The sequence below is a fragment of the Deinococcus radiodurans R1 = ATCC 13939 = DSM 20539 genome (assembly GCF_000008565.1).
Taxonomy (GTDB): domain Bacteria; phylum Deinococcota; class Deinococci; order Deinococcales; family Deinococcaceae; genus Deinococcus; species Deinococcus radiodurans.
In genome coordinates, this window is the sequence record NC_001263.1 from 1,002,963 (window position 1) to 1,017,327 (window position 14,365).

Genomic DNA, 14,365 nt, shown 5'->3' on the forward strand with positions numbered 1-14,365 from the left:
ACTCATCTGGCGGCGGTATGATAGCGGGCGTGCTTTTTAGCGGGCGGGCAACGGTTGTTCGCCGCGCAGAGACAGGGCCGCGTGGCAGCTGTGCGCCCCGTGGGCGTAGCCTCGTCGGTTGTCGGTGGCGGCTCCCCCCGCTCCCCGAACAGCGTTTTTCAGGAGAGAAGACATGACCAGAATTTCCCGTCCCCTCGGTGCCGTGGCGCTCGCCACGCTCGCCCTGAGCCTTTCGGCCTGCCAGACCAAGACAAGACCGAGAAGACCACCACGACCACCGAACAGTCGCAGAGCACCGACGCTCAGAACAATCAGAGCTCGAGCAGCACTGAGACGACCACCACGTCCACCACGACGAACAACCCCGACACCCTGGTCGTGCAGGAGTCGGCGGACATCCCGACCCTCGACCCCGGCACCACCTACGACACGGCGAGCGGTCAGGTCGTGGAAAACCTCTACGAAACCCTGCTGGGCTACCAGGGCAACTCGATCCGCGACCTGCAACCCATCCTGGCGACCAAGTGGGAAGAAGAGGACGGGGGCAAGCGCTACCGCTTCACCCTGCGTGACGGCGTGAAGTTCCACAGCGGCAACCCCTTCGAGTGCAAGGACGCCGAGTACACCTTCCGCCGCAACCTCGTCACCAACACCAGCGACAGCGGCAACTGGTTTCTCTCCGAGTCGCTGCTCGGCACCGCCAGCAACGCCAACGACGACAAGGGCGTGACCTGGCAGAAGATCGTGGACGCCGTGAAGTGCGACGGTCAGACGCTGGTCTTCAACCTGCCCAAGACCGACCCGGCCTTCCTGTCCAAGCTCGCCTACACCGGCCAGGGCATCGTGGACAGCGAACACGCCAAGAAGATCGGCGAGTGGGACGGCACCGAAGCCACCTGGAAGGCCGCCGTGGGCAAGGACCTCACCGGCAGCCCGCTCGCGCAGGACCCCAGCGGCACTGGCGCTTACAAGCTGCTCAAGAAGGACGCCACCTCGGTCGCTGCCGTCGCCTTCGACGATTACTGGGGCGACAAGCCCTCGATCAAGAACGTGATCATCCAGAAGGTGCCCGAACCCGCCGCCCGCATCCAGGCCTTCCTGAAGGGCGACGCCGACTTCATCGAAGCGGGCGGACGCGAAATCGTGGAAACCCAGCTCAAGGGCAAACCCGGCGTGGCCGTGCTCGACGACCTGCCCGACACCACCGCCACCGGCCTGAGCATGAACGAGAACATCAAGGTCAAGGCCGGTCAGGAGCAGCAGCAGATCGGCAGCGGCAAGCTCGACGGCAACGGCATTCCCGCCAACTTCTTCAGCGATGTGGACGTGCGCCGGGGATTCGTGGCTGCCTTCAACACCCCCGAGTACATCAAGCAGGTGCAGCGCGGCAAGGGCACCGAGCGCAACTTCCTGCTGCCCGACTCGTTCCCCGGCTACGACGCGAGCATCCCCGCGCCGAAGTTCGACCTCGACGCCGCCAAGGGGTACTTCCAGAAGGCCTGGAACGGTCAGGTCTGGGACAAGGGCTTTAACCTGAACGTGTCCTACCGCTCGGGCAGCCGTGGCATGCAGACCGCGATGGAAATGCTGAAGAAGAACATCGAAGGCCTGAACCCCAAGTTCAAGGTCAACGTGGTCGCCAAGGAATGGAGCGAAATCATCAAGGCGAGCGGCGAAGGCACCGAAGCGATGGTCGTCACGAGCTGGGCGCCTGACTACGCCGACCCGGACAACTTCGTCAACACCTTCTACTCCTCGACCGGCTACTACGCGCCGCGCATCAACGCCAAGGACGCGCAGATCGACAGCTGGATTAAGGAAGCCCGCAGCACCACCGATACGGCCAAGCGCAACGACCTGTACAAGAAGATCGCCGAGCGCGCTCAGGAACAGGCCCTCTACATCCTGATGCCCGGCGGCGTGGGCTACGCGGTCTACCGCGACAGCATCGGCGGCGTGACGGCTGAGAACTACAACCCGATGTACGGCTTCTCGCAGGCCGGCACCCTCTGGAAGAACCTCACCAAGAGCTGAGCCGCGTCCCGCTTACCCTGACCACCTTGCCTCCGCGCAGGGTGGTTTTTCTATGTTGTTCTCTGTTTTTCTGTGGCCCCGCTATGCTGCGCCCATGCTGCATACCGAGAACGAAGCCGCCCGGCCCATCACCCTGCTGCTGGTGGACGACCACCCGGTGGTCCGCAAGGGCACCCGCGAACTTCTTGAAGGCGAGACCGACCTGCGCGTGGTCGGCGAGGCCGGCAGCGGCGAGGAAGCGCTCGCCCAGGCCCGCTCGCTGACCCCCGACGTGATTCTGATGGACGTGTCCATGCCCGGCATGAACGGTATCGAGGCGACCAAAGCAATTAAGGCCGAGCAGCCCAGCGTGGGCGTGCTGGTGCTGACCAGCTACGACGACGACGCTTACGTGTTCGCCCTGCTCGAAGCGGGCGCGGCGGGCTACCTGCTCAAGAACGCCAGCGAAGACGACCTGCTCGGCGCGGTGCGGGCGGTGGCGGCGGGCGAAAGTGCCCTGCACCCCTCGATTGCCCGCAAGGTCCTCGAACGCTTCAGCGTGGCTTCGACGCCGACCCCGCCCGAGGACGACCTCAGCCCCCGCGAACTCGAAGTGCTGCGGGTGGCAGCGAGCGGGCGCACCAACAAGGAAATCGCCCGCGACCTCGACATCAGCCCACGCACCGTGCAGGTCCACCTCGCCAACATCTTTTCCAAACTTGGCGTCGGCAGCCGCACTGAGGCCGTGCTGCACGGCATCAAGCGCGGCTGGATTGACCCGCGCACGCTCTAGAGCAGTTGACAGAAAAAGACCCCCTCACCCCTGCCTTCGGCAGGCCCTCTCCCACCAGGGTAGAGGGTCAAAAATCCAAAGCAAGGGGCCTGGAGATTCTTCCTCCAGGCCCCTTGCCTTGCACTCGGCGTTTACTTTTACTTCTTCAGCGCCTTGAGCACCGCTGGCGTCAAGTCGGTCTTGGCGGTGTTGGCATAGACAACCAGTTTGGAGCTGGCCGCCACCTCGTAGTCGAACAGTACGCCGAAGCCGTTGCTCTTGGCGACGGCGGCGATGGTGCTGTCCACCCGCTTGCCGATGGGCTTGAACGACTCCGCGAGGCGGGTCTGGTAGTTCTTCTGAGCCGTAACAAAGCTCTGCTGAGCCTTTTTCAGCGCGTCGGCGTCGGCCTTGGCACGGGTGCGGTTGGCCTTGACGGTGAGCTGCTGAATGTTGGCCTGACGCTTGGCGAGGTCGGTGTCCACCTTGCGGCGCAGGTCGAGGTAAGGCCCGCCGCCGGGCACCGCCGCCACGACCTTTTGCACGTTGACGAAGCCGAGGCGGGTGTTTTTCGTCTGGGCCTGGGGAACGGTGGCGAGCAGAAACAGCGGAAGCAGGAGCAGGGGACGGTGCAACTTCATGGTTTTTTCCTTTCGGGGTGGGCGCCGCGCAGAGGGCAGACACGCGGCAAAACGAAACCCCCGCAAGTCGGGGGCAGGGAAGGACGCAAACTGAGGGTTGGGCGGCGCCTTTCCCCGCCGGGCGGAGGCGCGGGGCTTACTTGATGGTCTTCTTGACGGCTTCGGTCAGATCGGTGCTGTTGTCGGCGTAGATGACCAGGCCGCTCTGCTGAGCGATGGAGCGGTCCATGATGACCGAGAAACCGTTGGCCTTGGCGTAGTCGCTCAGCGACTTGTCGATGGCAGTTTCGACCTGAGCGGTCTTGTCGTTCAGGGGCTTGGTCTTGGCGTTGTAGGTGGCGAGCAGGGCTTCACGCTGCTGCTTTTCCGCCGCCGTGGCGCTCGCGCCCTTGGCGTCGATGGCGCGCAGCTTGTTGACCGTATCGGTCAGGGTCGCGTCCTTGTTGAGGCTGTCGCTCAGCGCCACGACGTCCTTGTTGCCGGGGTGGGCCGCGAAGAGGGCGTCCACGTTCACGAAGCCGACCTTCTGGGCGGGGGTCTGGGCGTGGGGGGCGAGGGTACCGAGTCCGAATGCGGCAGCGAGGGTAACGGGCGCGAGCGCCTTGGCGGTGATCTTCATGACAGCGACGCTAGCATGCCGGTTTCTGAGCCGAATGAAGCACGTCACAGTTGTCTCACACGTCCGGTCATTCCGCCGTCAGCTTGACCCGGGCCGCAGTAGAGAGGGCAGGGGAGAATGTGGCGCTAAACTCCATTTATGCTCGTAAGTGACTGGATGACGCGTACCCCCGTGACGGTGACGCCGGATACGCCCGTGATGGACGCCCTCAAGCTGATCAGCGAACGCCGGGTCCGCCGCCTGCCGGTGCTGCGTGACGGCAAGCTCGTCGGGATCACCACCCGCAAGGACCTCAAGGACGCCATGCCCAGCAAGGCCACCACCCTGAGCGTCTGGGAACTGAACTACCTGCTGAGCAAGCTGACGGTGGAAGAAATCATGGGCCGCCCGGTCATCACCGCGCAGGAAGACGAGTACATGGAAGACGCCGCCCTGCGGATGCAGGAGCACAAGTTCGGCGGCCTGCCGGTCCTGAACGCCCAGGGCCAGATGAGCGACATCATCACCACCTCGGACGTGATTCGCGCCTTTACCACCATCCTCGGCATGAACGAGGGCGGGCAGCGCCTCACGCTCGACATGCCCGACGTGCCCGGCAGCCTGGAGCGCGCCGCGCAGGCCGTGCAGCCCAGCAACATCATCAGCGTGGCGACCTACGACGTGGATGGGGCGGGGGGCAATCGCCGGTTCGTGCTGCGTGTTGGGGGCGAGGGGCTTACTGGGGTGCGTGACCGGGTGCGGGCGGCGGGGATTTCCGTTCTGGACTGAGGTAGGGTGGAGTTTGTCCGCCTGCTCTGGCTTTGGCTGGGTGGGCGGGTTTTGTTGTTGGGGCTTGGGTTTTAGCTTTTTGGCCCCATCCCCCAGCCCCTTACCCCAAAGGGGCAAGGGGAGTTGACGTTGGCACTGGGCACTTGGCGGTGATTGCGTTTGGCGGGCGGTTTTCCTTAAGTGCGTCGGTTGGTCTAGACGCCCGTGATTTTTGAGGACGCGAGGCCCGTCGCTTTCAGCGCCCGACGGCCCTTCCGTTCTGCGTTTCACCGTTTTCCGTAGAGCAGTGAAAAGGGCTAAAGCCTAAACGTTTGTATTTGTTGACCCTCTCCCCTTGCGGGAGAGGGCCTTTGCGAAGCAAAGGGGTGAGGGGGCATCCAGACCAGCCTTTAACAACTCCATTCCTTCGACTCCTCTAAAGAAGTTAAGGAGCTTTTCTCGACGCCCCAATCCTTTCTACCTCAACACCTCCCAAGCCGCCTGTACCCCTGCGCCGCGCTCGAACTGAACACCCAGGCTGGCGAAGCAGTCTTCGAGCATCCCAGCGATGCCCAGGGTGTCGTAGCGGTCGGCGTAGCCCATTGTCGAGACGCGGAACACCGTGTCCTCGTGCGGGGCCTGACCGGGGAGCGCGCGCTGGCCCATCTCGGCGAGGCGGGCGGCCACCTGCTTGCCGCCGATCCCCTCGGGCGGACGTAGCACGGCGACAGCGGCGCTCGGGCGAGCGGCCCAGGCGGGCGCACCGAGCGCGGTGCCGGCGGCGATCAGGGCGTCGGTCTTGCGGCGTTGCTCGGCCCACAGGACTTCCAGCGGCACGCGCAGCAAGTGGTCGAGCGCCACCGAGAGCGCGTAGATCAGGTTGATGGCGGGCGTCTGCGGCGTGCTGCCTGCCTTTTGTCCGGCGAGTTCACGGGTCATGTCGAGGTAAAAGCCGTGTGGCGTGTTCTTGATCATGCGGCCTTGAACTTCAGGCGAGAACAGCACGAAGCCCAGGCCGGGCGGGGTCGCGGTGCCCTTCTGGCTGCCCGAGACGACCACGTCCACGCCCCAGGCGGCGGGGCGCAGCTCGGCGTTGCCGTAGGACGTGATGCAGTCGGCAATGATGATGAGGTCGGGATTCTGCGCTTTGGCGGCCCCGGCAATCGCTTCCAGGTCATGCAGCGCCCCGGTGCTCGTCTCGCTGTGGGTGATGGTGAGGGTGTGGGCGCCCCGGCAGGCGTCGGCCACTTCGTCGGGGTCGAGCATTTCGCCCCAGGGCTTGGCGACGATCTGGGTGTCGTAGCTGAAGCGCTTCGCCATGTCGCCCCAGCGCTCGCTGAACTTGCCCGCCTGCGCGTTGACCACCTTGGCGCCCGTCGGGGTGGTGCTGACGAGTGCGCCTTCGAAGGCGCCGGTGCCGCTGCTGGTCGTAATCACCGCGTCGTAAGGGTCGCCGAGCAGCCGGGTCAGCTTCTCGCGGGCTTCCATCAGTTTGGCGACGCCCTGGGGAGCGCGGTGGTGCATCTGCGGCTGCGCCAGCGCGAGCAGCACGTCCGGCGCGACTTCCACCGGGCCGGGCGCGATCAGGCGTTCGCGGTTGAGGGGCAGGTGGGCGGGCAGCGGGTCACTCATGACTCCGACTGTACCGGTCACCCCGGCGGGTGGACGAAATCCGTCTAAGTTGGGACAGGCGGCGGGCGCCGCGTCACCCTTGTCCTTCTCAGCGCTTACCCTGCCTCCATGCGAATCGTGATCGTGGGGGGCGTGGCCGCCGGAATGAGCGCGGCGAGCCGGGCCAAGCGTTTTGACCCGGACGCCGAGGTCGTGGTCTTTGAGCGCGGAGACTTCATCAGTTACGGCGCCTGCGGCCTGCCCTACGTGCTGGGCGGCGCGGTGGGCGAGTGGGACGACCTGATTGCCCGCACGCCCGCGCAGATGCGTGGCCGGGGCATCGGGGTGCAGCTGGGGCATGAGGTGACGGGCGTGGATGCCGAGGCACGCACTGTCACGGTTCTGGACCGCGCGGCGGGGCGCGTCGCCACCGAGCCGTACGACCGCCTTTTGGTCGCCACCGGGGTCAGTGCGGTTCGGCCAGATTGGGCGCAGACCGACCTCGCGGGTGTCCACGTGCTGCGCGAGATTCCCGACGGACAGGCCATCGCAGACAGTTTGAAAGGAGCCGGGCGCGTCTGCATCGTCGGCGGCGGGTACATCGGCCTCGAACTGGCGGAAAACATGTGCCGCCAGGGCCTGAGCGTGGTGCTGCTGGAGCGAAATCCGGACGTGGGGGGCCGGGTGCTGGACCCCGAGTACCGCCCCCGCCTTCTCGACGAACTCGGGCGGCACGGGGTGGACGTGCGCTGCGGGACCACCGTGGAGGGCCTGATCGGCAAGGCGGGCCGCGTGACCGGTGTGCAGACGGACGGCGGGCTGGTCCGCGCCGACGTGGTGGTGGTCGCGGTGGGGGTCAAACCCAACGTGGACCTGCTGCGGGCGGCGGGGGCCCGCCTCGGCAAGACCGGCGCGGCGGCGGTGGACGTGCGGCAGCAGACAAACGTGGACGGCGTCTACGCGGCGGGCGACAACTGCGAGAGCCTGCACCGGGTCACGCGGCGCCGGGTCCACATTCCGCTCGGCCTGACTGCCAATCGCATGGGCCGCATCGCCGGCATCAACATGGCGGGCGGCGACGCCAAGTTTCCCGGTGTGGTGGGCACCAGCATCTTCAAGGTCTTCGGCCTCGGCGTAGCGCGCACCGGGCTGACCCAGGGCGAAGCCGCTGCGCTGGGCCTGAACGCCGTCAGCGTGGACGTGACCAGCACCGACCACGCGGGCTACTACGCCGACGCCCGGCCCATTCACGTCCGGCTGACCGGCGAGCGCGGGACCGGGCGGCTGCTGGGCGGGCAACTGGTCGCCGAGAATCCCCTCAGTGTCAAACGGGTGGACGTGATCGCCGCGCACCTGCACAGTCGCGGCAAGGTGGAAGACCTCTTTCAGATGGACCTCGCCTATGCCCCTCCCTTTTCCGGCGTCTGGGATGTACTACTGGTGGCCGCCGACCGCCTGAACCGGGCGCTGCGGGCGTAGGGCGACACAGAAAACTGAAAAAAGAGAACCGGGCGACTCTCTGGGAGCAGCCCGGTTCCGCTTGTCAATACAGCCTGTCGCTTACTCGCCCGCCGCCTGAGCCAGTACCCGGCGCACGCCCAGGCGCACGCGGCCCAGGCTCGGCACCTCGTCGAACCGGACAAGGAGCATGCCTTCGCCGCACGGCGTGAGCAGCAGGGGACCGCTGTCGAGGTCAAGCAGCAGGTCGTGCCAGGTCGGGCTGTCGGTGGCGGCTTGTAGGCTTTGCAGCACCGCCCGCGCCGCCGCGACGATGGTGGGGTCGGTCGCGCCGCTGCCGACCATGTTGAGAATCTGGCCGTTGCCGTCCACCACGCCCGCCCGCTGCACGCCGCGCACGTCCAGCAGAGGGGCGAGGTTCAGGCCGGCGGGGTCGAGGGCCGGAGCGCTCACAGGCCCTCGGTGGCCGGCAGGTCGAAGACTTCCAGGGCCAGCTTGGCGAGGGCCTGCTGCATCGGGCGGGTATCCAGCCCACGGGCCACAGCGGCGCCGAGCACATAGTCACCACTCGCCAGCGCCACGACTTCCAGTTTCTCGCTGGTGAAGGCGATGCGGGTTACGCGTCCGGCTTGCAACCGCTCCGTCGTGCGGTCGATCCAGTGACGCAGCTCGGCGAGTTCGGCGGCCAGCACGTCGCCGTCGCCCACCATTTCCAGCGGCAGGCCGTCGGGGCCGACCAGTACCCCGGCCACGATGCCGGGTTGGGTTCGCAACACGCCCAGCTTCACAGTTGTGCCTCCAGTTGCCGGGCCGCCGCGTGGCCGTAAAGCCGCGCCTGCCCCAGGTTGCTGCGCTCGTCGAGGGCGAGCAGCAAAAAGAATTCGGGATTGATCGGCAGCAGATACACGCTCACGCTCTCGCCGCGCAGGTACAGCTCGCGGGTATGGCCCCCGCCCAGGGTGTCATAGGCGGCGTTGCCCGCCCGCAGCAGCCCGGCGTGTTCGGCCACCAGCAGGTTCAGGTCGGCGTTGGTGGGGCAATAGCCCTCCACCAGCAGCCCGTCGAGCCCGCCGATGGCTGCCGCCCACGCGCCGCGCACATCGGTCACAAGTTGGGTGAGTTCATACAGCATCTGCCCGGCATCATACGGCCCCCCGCGTCACACCACTCTGACTCGCCGAGAGAAGTCGAAAAGAGGAAAATGCCTGCTTTTGTAGACAACTCGGGAGGTCAGTTTCGATGCTCATCAGGCTCTCAATTATTCGCGGGTCATTTGACACTGTGTCGGTCGATAGGGCCAGAAGTTCAAGGAGAAAAACATTGTTCAGAACATCATTTCTGGGCTTCCAGCCCTGCTTTGACTCCGGTGAAACCCTCCAAATCAGCCTGCGGTGACATTTCGTCACCTCGTAACCTAAATCATGATTAAAGAAACAAAACTATTTACAAAATTGTGACCTCGGCCTATACTTTCTGACATCAAGGCGGACAGATTCGCGCGTCCGCCTCCCCTTCACCTTTTCCGCCTTAGGAGGCGTTTTCCATGACCCAGACCCAGACTGCTGCCCGCACCTTCGTGGACACCGTGACCTACCGCCCCGGCGCCGTCATCCTTTACCCCGGCAAGAGCGACATGCTCTACCGCGTCTCCAGCGGCCTCGTGCGCGTGCACACCATGGACGACGACGGCAACGGGCTGACCCTGCGCTATGTCAAGCCCGGCGAATACTTCGGCGAAGAAGCCCTGGCCGGCGTGAACCGCGCCTACTTTGCCGAAGCTGTGACCGACAGCGCCATTGACGTGATCAACCCCGCCCTGATGAGCGCTGAAGACAACCTGGTGGTGACCACCCACCTCGTGCGGACCCTCGAACGCGCTTACGAAAGCATCTACCGCCTCGTCGGCAAGCGCCTGCGTGCCCGCATTGCCGGGGAGCTGCTCGAACTCAAGGACACCGCCCTCGCCACGCAGCTCGACAGCGGTGAAACGATGATCTACGCCACCCACGACGAACTCGCCGCCGCCGTCGGCAGCGTGCGCGAAACCGTGACCAAGGTGGTCGGTGAACTCAGCCGCGAAGGCGTGCATCAGCGCCGGCTACGGCAAGATCACCCTCAAGGACGAGCGCGCCCTCGCCACCATCGCGGCGGCCTAAAGCTCAGCACTTTGCCCCTCACAGCCCCCACCCCAGCGGTGGGGGTTTTTGCTGCCCGGACAGAGCTTCCCGTGCCGGGCTTCTCTTGCCTGGGCACCCTCTTTTTTGGCGACGGCGCGGCGCTCTGTGAGTTTCGTCGTTGCCAGAACGCCGATTTGTGGTCAAGATGACGCCTATATGAACGACGCCCTGCTGCGTGCCCTGAGCACTGTGAACGACCCCGAACTGCACCGTGATCTGGTGTCGCTGGGCATGATCGAACGGGCCGAGCTGAGCGGCGACGTGGCTCAGGTCAAGGTCAACCTGACCACCCCCGCCTGCCCGCTCAAGGGCCAGATCGAACTCGACGTGCGCTCGGCGCTGCTGCAAGTGCCCGGCGTGCGGGACGTGCAGATCGAGTTCGGGGCGATGGTCCGGGCCGCCACGCAGCCCGCGCTGCCGGGGGTCAAGCACGTCGTGCTGGTCGGCAGCGGCAAGGGCGGCGTGGGCAAAAGCAGCGTGGCCGTCAACCTCGCCGCCTCGCTCGCGCGGGACGGGGCGCGGGTGGGCCTGCTCGACGCCGACGTGTACGGTCCCTCGGTGGCGCACATGCTGGGGCAGGGGCAGGCCCGCGTGACCGCCAACGAGGACCGCAAGATGCGGCCTATCGAGGCCCACGGGGTACGCTTTATCAGCATGGCGAACCTTTCGCCCGCCGGTCAGGCGCTGGTGTGGCGCGGGCCGATGCTGCACTCGGCCATTCAGCAGTTTCTGAAAGACTCGGCGTGGGGCGAACTCGACTACCTGATCGTGGACCTGCCACCGGGCACCGGCGACGTGCAGCTTTCGCTGACGCAGACGGTGCAGGTGACCGGCGCCGTCATCGTGACCACCCCGCAGGACGTGGCCCTGATCGACGCGGCGCGGGCCATCGACATGTTCCGCAAGGCGAGCGTGCCGGTGCTGGGCGTGGTCGAGAACATGAGCTATTTCGTGGCCCCCGACACCGGCCTGACCTACGACATCTTCGGGCGCGGGGGCAGCCGCAAGCTGGGCGAGCAGTACCCGCTGCTGGGCGAGATTCCGCTCGACGTGGAGGTGCGCAAAGACGCCGACGCGGGCGCCCCGGCGATTCTGGCGCACCCCGAGAGCGTGGCGGCGCAGGCGTTGCGGGCGGTGGCGCGGACGCTGGCGGGGCAGATCAGCGTGCGGACCCTCTCCGAGCTGCCGGAGCAGCTGCCCGTCCTGTGACCCCCCGCGTGCGCGACCTGGCGCAAGCTGCTCTGGCCGAGGCCGACCTGGGCAGCCCCCCCGAGCGCACCAAGACCCGCCTGCTCGAACTGCTCAAGCGCCACGGCCCGCAGACCGCCCAGGACCTCGCCGCCCGTTTGCGGGTCACCAGTCCGGCGGCGCGGCGGCACTTGACCGACCTGCAAGCGCAGGGGCTGGTGCAGGTGCAGGTCGAGAAACCCGGCGGGCGGGGCCGGCCCCAGCACGTCTTCGGCCTGACCGAGCACGCCGAGGAGCGCACCTTTCCCAAGACCTACGCCAGCCTGTGCCTGGACGTGCTCGAATCGGTGTCGGACCTCTATGGCCGGGACGCCGTAGACGAGGTGCTGCGGGCCCGCAGCGACCGGCTCGAAGCCCTGCTGCGCGACCTCCTGCCACCCGAAATGCCGCTGGAAGAAAAGCTGCGCCGCCTGATCGGGCCGCTGACCGAACTCGGGTTCGCGCCTCACCTAGAGCAGGAGGGCGGGCAGTGGTCTCTGGTGCAGTGCAACTGCCCTAATCTGCAGGTGGCGCGGCAGTTCAAGGTGATGTGCAGCGCCGAGATGGCCATGTACACCAAACTGCTCGGCGTTCCCGTCACCCGCGAAGAGCACATGGCCTGCGGTCAACCGAGTTGCCGCTACCGCCTGGGCTGAGCCCCGCTTGCCTTCTCACCCACTCTCCATGACCCAGCCTGCCCCCCCAACCCCACACTCTGCGCCCGGCGAGGCGCCAGCGCCGCTGTACTCGGTGGTCGCGTGGCCGCCCGAGGCCCTCGACACCTGGATGCGGCGTGTGCAGGAGCGCCTGGGCGTACGCGGCTTCGGGCTGCCGCACCTCAACCTGCGTGCGCCCTTCACCACCCCGCTGAGCAGCGCCGAGCTGATTGCCGGGTTGCGCGGCGCCTTGCAGGAGCAGCCGATGTTCGACGTGCAGGTCAAGGGCTGGAAACAGGTGCCGAGTGTGATTTTTCTGGAGTGCCACCTCAGCGCCGAGCTGCGCGACCTGCACGACCGCCTGCTCGAAGTCGGGCCGTCGAGCCGCTCCCCTTATGACGGCGCCGAGTACCGGCCCCACCTCACCCTGGCGCTTGGGGTGCTGCCCTGGGCGAGTGAAGAGCTGTGGGCACAGGTGCAGCGCCAGGCATCGCCGCTCGGACAGTTCCGGGTAGAAGCCCTCAGCCTCACCCGCGAACAGCGCGGCGAGGTGCAGGAGCTGCACACCTTTCCGCTGGGGTTGCCGGGGAAGTAGGGCTGCTTGAGAGCATTTGACAGAAAAAGACACCCTCACCCCTTGCTTCGCAAGGCCCTCTCTGCGGGGCAGCTCTTCGAGTCCCATCAAGGTAGAGGGTCAAAGACAGACCAGATCATTCTGTCCAATGCTCTAGGCGAGAAGACAAACAAGAAAGACCCCGCCCAGGCCGCCGCGCCGGGTGGGGTCAACTTTATGAGGCTCAGGCCGTGGCCGGCACCGCCGGGGCTTGCAGCAGGCTGCCCACGCCTTCGAGGAACTTCTCGTAGCCGGCGAAGTCGAGTTGCTGCTCGTTGTCGCTGAGCGCGGTGGCGGGGTTGGGGTGCACTTCAACGTGGATGCCGTCGGCGCCCACCGCGATGGCGGCCTTGGCGAGCGGAATCAGCAGGTCGCGGCGCCCGGCAGCGTGGGTCACGTCCACGATGACCGGCAGGTGGGTTTCCTGCTTGGCGAGGGCCACCGCCGAGAGGTCGAGCGTGTTGCGGGTCCACTTCTCGTAGGTACGGATGCCGCGCTCGCACAGAATGACTTCGTTGTTGCCTTCCGAGAGGATGTATTCGGCGGCGTAGAGCCATTCCTCAATGGTGGCCGACAGCCCACGCTTGAGCAGCACCGGGCGCCGGGCGCGGCCCACCTCGCGCAGCAGGGCAAAGTTGTGCATGTTGCGCGCGCCGATTTGCAGGATGTCGGCGTACTCGCTCACCACGTCCACGTCGCGGGTGTCCATCACCTCGGTCACGAACAGTTGCCCGTGCTCCTTGGCGACCCGGCTGCCCAGAATCAGGCCGTCCACGCCCATGCCCTGAAAGCCGTAGGGGCTGGTGCGCGGCTTGTAGGCGCCGCCGCGCAGAATCTTGACGCCCTTGCCCTGCAAGAAAGCGGCGGTCTGCTCCATCTGCTCCTCGGACTCGATGGAGCAGGGCCCGGCGATGACGATGGGCGCCTCGCCCCCACCGATTCGCACGCCGTCGATATCGAGCACGGTGTCTTCGCGCTTGACCTTGCGCGAGACGAGCAGCTGCTTCTTGTCGTTGCTCTCCTCGAGCGCGAGGCTCGCCCGGAAAATCTCCTTGAAAATGCCCTTGACCGTAGCGGTGGGGAAGGGACCGGGGTTGATCTTCTCGAGTTCCTTGAGCTGCTGCTCCTCGCGGGCGGGGTCGTAGTGGTTGGGGCGGCCCTCGGCGCTCTTGGCGTGGCCGATTTGCGCCACCACTTCACCCCGGCGCGAAATCAGCGCGAGCAGGTCGCGGTTGATCTGGTCCACCTCGGCGCGGAGGTCGTCGATGCTGCGTTGCTGGGTCATAGGCAGCAGTGTAGGGAAGCCGCCCGACACCGCCCTGCTCTGGGGCTAGTCAATTGACAGGAGGTGTCTAAGTCGCGTTGGGGGTGGCGTTGGCGGCCTCGCCGGAGGAGTCGGAATCGGGGGCTTCCTCGGTGTTCACCATATGCACCGCCACCCGCGCGAGCGCTGCGTACAGTTCGTGGGCGTCGGCCTCGGCCAGGCCGGGCGTCTCGCGCAGCGCCGCGTTCATGCACGCCAGCCACGCCCGCGCCCGCCCCGGCGTGATGGGAAAAGGCAGGTGCCGCGCCCGCAGCCGGGGATGCCCGTAGAGCTCGTGGTAGAGCGGTGGCCCGCCGGTAAAGCCGGTCAGAAAGGCGAGCTGTTTGCGGGCCGTCTCGCTGAGGTCGGCGGGGAAAATCGGCGCGAGGTCGGGGTTGCGGGCCACGTGCGCGTAGAAGCGGTGCACGAGCAGCGCCAGCGTGTCGGGGCCGATGCGGTCGTAGAGGGAACCTCGGGCGAGGTCGAGGGGCGTGGTCATGCGGACAGGGTAAGTGAAGCCGGGGGGAA

General features: G+C 66.4%; 16 protein-coding genes. 8 read left to right on the top strand and 8 right to left on the bottom strand.

Annotated features, from left to right (window positions below):
* Positions 1 to 99: 99 nt before the first annotated feature.
* Both DR_RS05090 and DR_RS05095 read left to right on the top strand, forming a co-directional pair.
* Positions 100 to 2,034: an ABC transporter substrate-binding protein gene (locus tag DR_RS05090; protein ID WP_338107139.1), complete on the top strand. Its 1,935-nt coding sequence runs from the start codon at positions 100 to 102 to the stop codon at positions 2,032 to 2,034.
* Positions 2,035 to 2,128: 94 nt separating this feature from the next.
* The gene (locus tag DR_RS05095) at positions 2,129 to 2,806 is read left to right on the top strand and encodes a response regulator (protein WP_027479661.1); all 678 of its coding nucleotides are present in this window, start codon (positions 2,129 to 2,131) and stop codon (positions 2,804 to 2,806) included.
* A 137-nt stretch (positions 2,807 to 2,943) separates the two neighbouring features.
* Here DR_RS05095 and DR_RS05100 read toward each other — a convergent pair whose 3' ends face one another.
* Both DR_RS05100 and DR_RS05105 read right to left on the bottom strand, forming a co-directional pair.
* On the bottom strand, positions 2,944 to 3,426 hold the full coding sequence (locus tag DR_RS05100) for an OmpH family outer membrane protein (protein WP_010887631.1): 483 nt from the start codon (positions 3,424 to 3,426) through the stop codon (positions 2,944 to 2,946).
* A 136-nt stretch (positions 3,427 to 3,562) separates the two neighbouring features.
* Entirely contained in the window at positions 3,563 to 4,045 is a 483-nt protein-coding gene (locus DR_RS05105) for an OmpH family outer membrane protein (RefSeq protein WP_027479660.1), read from the bottom strand.
* 138 nt (positions 4,046 to 4,183) lie between these two features.
* Between DR_RS05105 and DR_RS05110 the strand changes: the two genes are divergently transcribed.
* Positions 4,184 to 4,813: a CBS and ACT domain-containing protein gene (locus tag DR_RS05110; protein ID WP_010887633.1), complete on the top strand. Its 630-nt coding sequence runs from the start codon at positions 4,184 to 4,186 to the stop codon at positions 4,811 to 4,813.
* 456 nt (positions 4,814 to 5,269) lie between these two features.
* On the opposite strand, the gene DR_RS05115 is transcribed toward DR_RS05110, so the two are convergent.
* Positions 5,270 to 6,424, bottom strand: a complete 1,155-nt coding sequence (locus DR_RS05115; protein ID WP_027479659.1) for an alanine--glyoxylate aminotransferase family protein — start codon at positions 6,422 to 6,424, stop codon at positions 5,270 to 5,272.
* A 108-nt stretch (positions 6,425 to 6,532) separates the two neighbouring features.
* On the opposite strand from DR_RS05115, the gene DR_RS05120 reads away from it, so the two are divergent.
* A complete protein-coding gene (locus tag DR_RS05120) occupies positions 6,533 to 7,882 on the top strand; it encodes an FAD-dependent oxidoreductase (RefSeq protein WP_010887635.1) in 1,350 nt (449 codons plus the stop codon).
* A gap of 81 nt (positions 7,883 to 7,963) precedes the next feature.
* Here the strand turns inward: DR_RS05120 and DR_RS05125 are convergent, their stop codons facing one another.
* Genes DR_RS05125 through DR_RS05135 form a run of 3 tightly spaced genes read right to left on the bottom strand, consistent with a single transcriptional unit; the run spans position 7,964 to position 8,993 of the window.
* Positions 7,964 to 8,314 (bottom strand): roadblock/LC7 domain-containing protein, encoded by a 351-nt coding sequence (locus tag DR_RS05125; protein ID WP_010887636.1) that lies wholly within the window; start codon positions 8,312 to 8,314, stop codon positions 7,964 to 7,966.
* Positions 8,311 to 8,649 carry a roadblock/LC7 domain-containing protein gene (locus DR_RS05130; protein ID WP_010887637.1) on the bottom strand — a complete coding sequence of 113 codons (339 nt, stop codon included), beginning with the start codon at positions 8,647 to 8,649 and terminating at the stop codon, positions 8,311 to 8,313. Before DR_RS05130 ends, DR_RS05125 begins: the two co-directional genes overlap by 4 nt.
* Positions 8,646 to 8,993, bottom strand: coding sequence for a roadblock/LC7 domain-containing protein (locus DR_RS05135; RefSeq protein WP_010887638.1), 348 nt, complete (start codon positions 8,991 to 8,993; stop codon positions 8,646 to 8,648). The genes DR_RS05130 and DR_RS05135 overlap by 4 nt, the downstream gene beginning before the upstream one ends.
* Before the next feature lie 411 nt (positions 8,994 to 9,404).
* On the opposite strand from DR_RS05135, the gene DR_RS05140 reads away from it, so the two are divergent.
* Genes DR_RS05140 through DR_RS05155 form a run of 4 tightly spaced genes read left to right on the top strand, consistent with a single transcriptional unit; the run spans position 9,405 to position 12,516 of the window.
* Complete coding sequence (locus tag DR_RS05140; protein ID WP_010887640.1) at positions 9,405 to 10,187, top strand: cyclic nucleotide-binding domain-containing protein; 783 nt, start codon at positions 9,405 to 9,407, stop codon at positions 10,185 to 10,187.
* A 7-nt stretch (positions 10,188 to 10,194) separates the two neighbouring features.
* On the top strand, positions 10,195 to 11,247 hold the full coding sequence (locus tag DR_RS05145) for an Mrp/NBP35 family ATP-binding protein (RefSeq protein ID WP_010887641.1): 1,053 nt from the start codon (positions 10,195 to 10,197) through the stop codon (positions 11,245 to 11,247).
* Positions 11,244 to 11,921, top strand: a complete 678-nt coding sequence (locus tag DR_RS05150) for a helix-turn-helix transcriptional regulator (RefSeq protein WP_010887642.1) — start codon at positions 11,244 to 11,246, stop codon at positions 11,919 to 11,921. The genes DR_RS05145 and DR_RS05150 overlap by 4 nt, the downstream gene beginning before the upstream one ends.
* A 28-nt stretch (positions 11,922 to 11,949) precedes the next feature.
* Positions 11,950 to 12,516 (top strand): 2'-5' RNA ligase family protein, encoded by a 567-nt coding sequence (locus DR_RS05155; protein WP_034349616.1) that lies wholly within the window; start codon positions 11,950 to 11,952, stop codon positions 12,514 to 12,516.
* 202 nt (positions 12,517 to 12,718) lie between these two features.
* Here DR_RS05155 and DR_RS05160 read toward each other — a convergent pair whose 3' ends face one another.
* Both DR_RS05160 and DR_RS05165 read right to left on the bottom strand, forming a co-directional pair.
* The gene (locus DR_RS05160; RefSeq protein ID WP_034349615.1) at positions 12,719 to 13,819 is read right to left on the bottom strand and encodes a bifunctional 3-deoxy-7-phosphoheptulonate synthase/chorismate mutase; all 1,101 of its coding nucleotides are present in this window, start codon (positions 13,817 to 13,819) and stop codon (positions 12,719 to 12,721) included.
* 67 nt (positions 13,820 to 13,886) lie between these two features.
* Positions 13,887 to 14,336: a hypothetical protein gene (locus tag DR_RS05165; RefSeq protein WP_010887645.1), complete on the bottom strand. Its 450-nt coding sequence runs from the start codon at positions 14,334 to 14,336 to the stop codon at positions 13,887 to 13,889.
* Between the last annotated feature and the right edge of the window lie 29 nt (positions 14,337 to 14,365).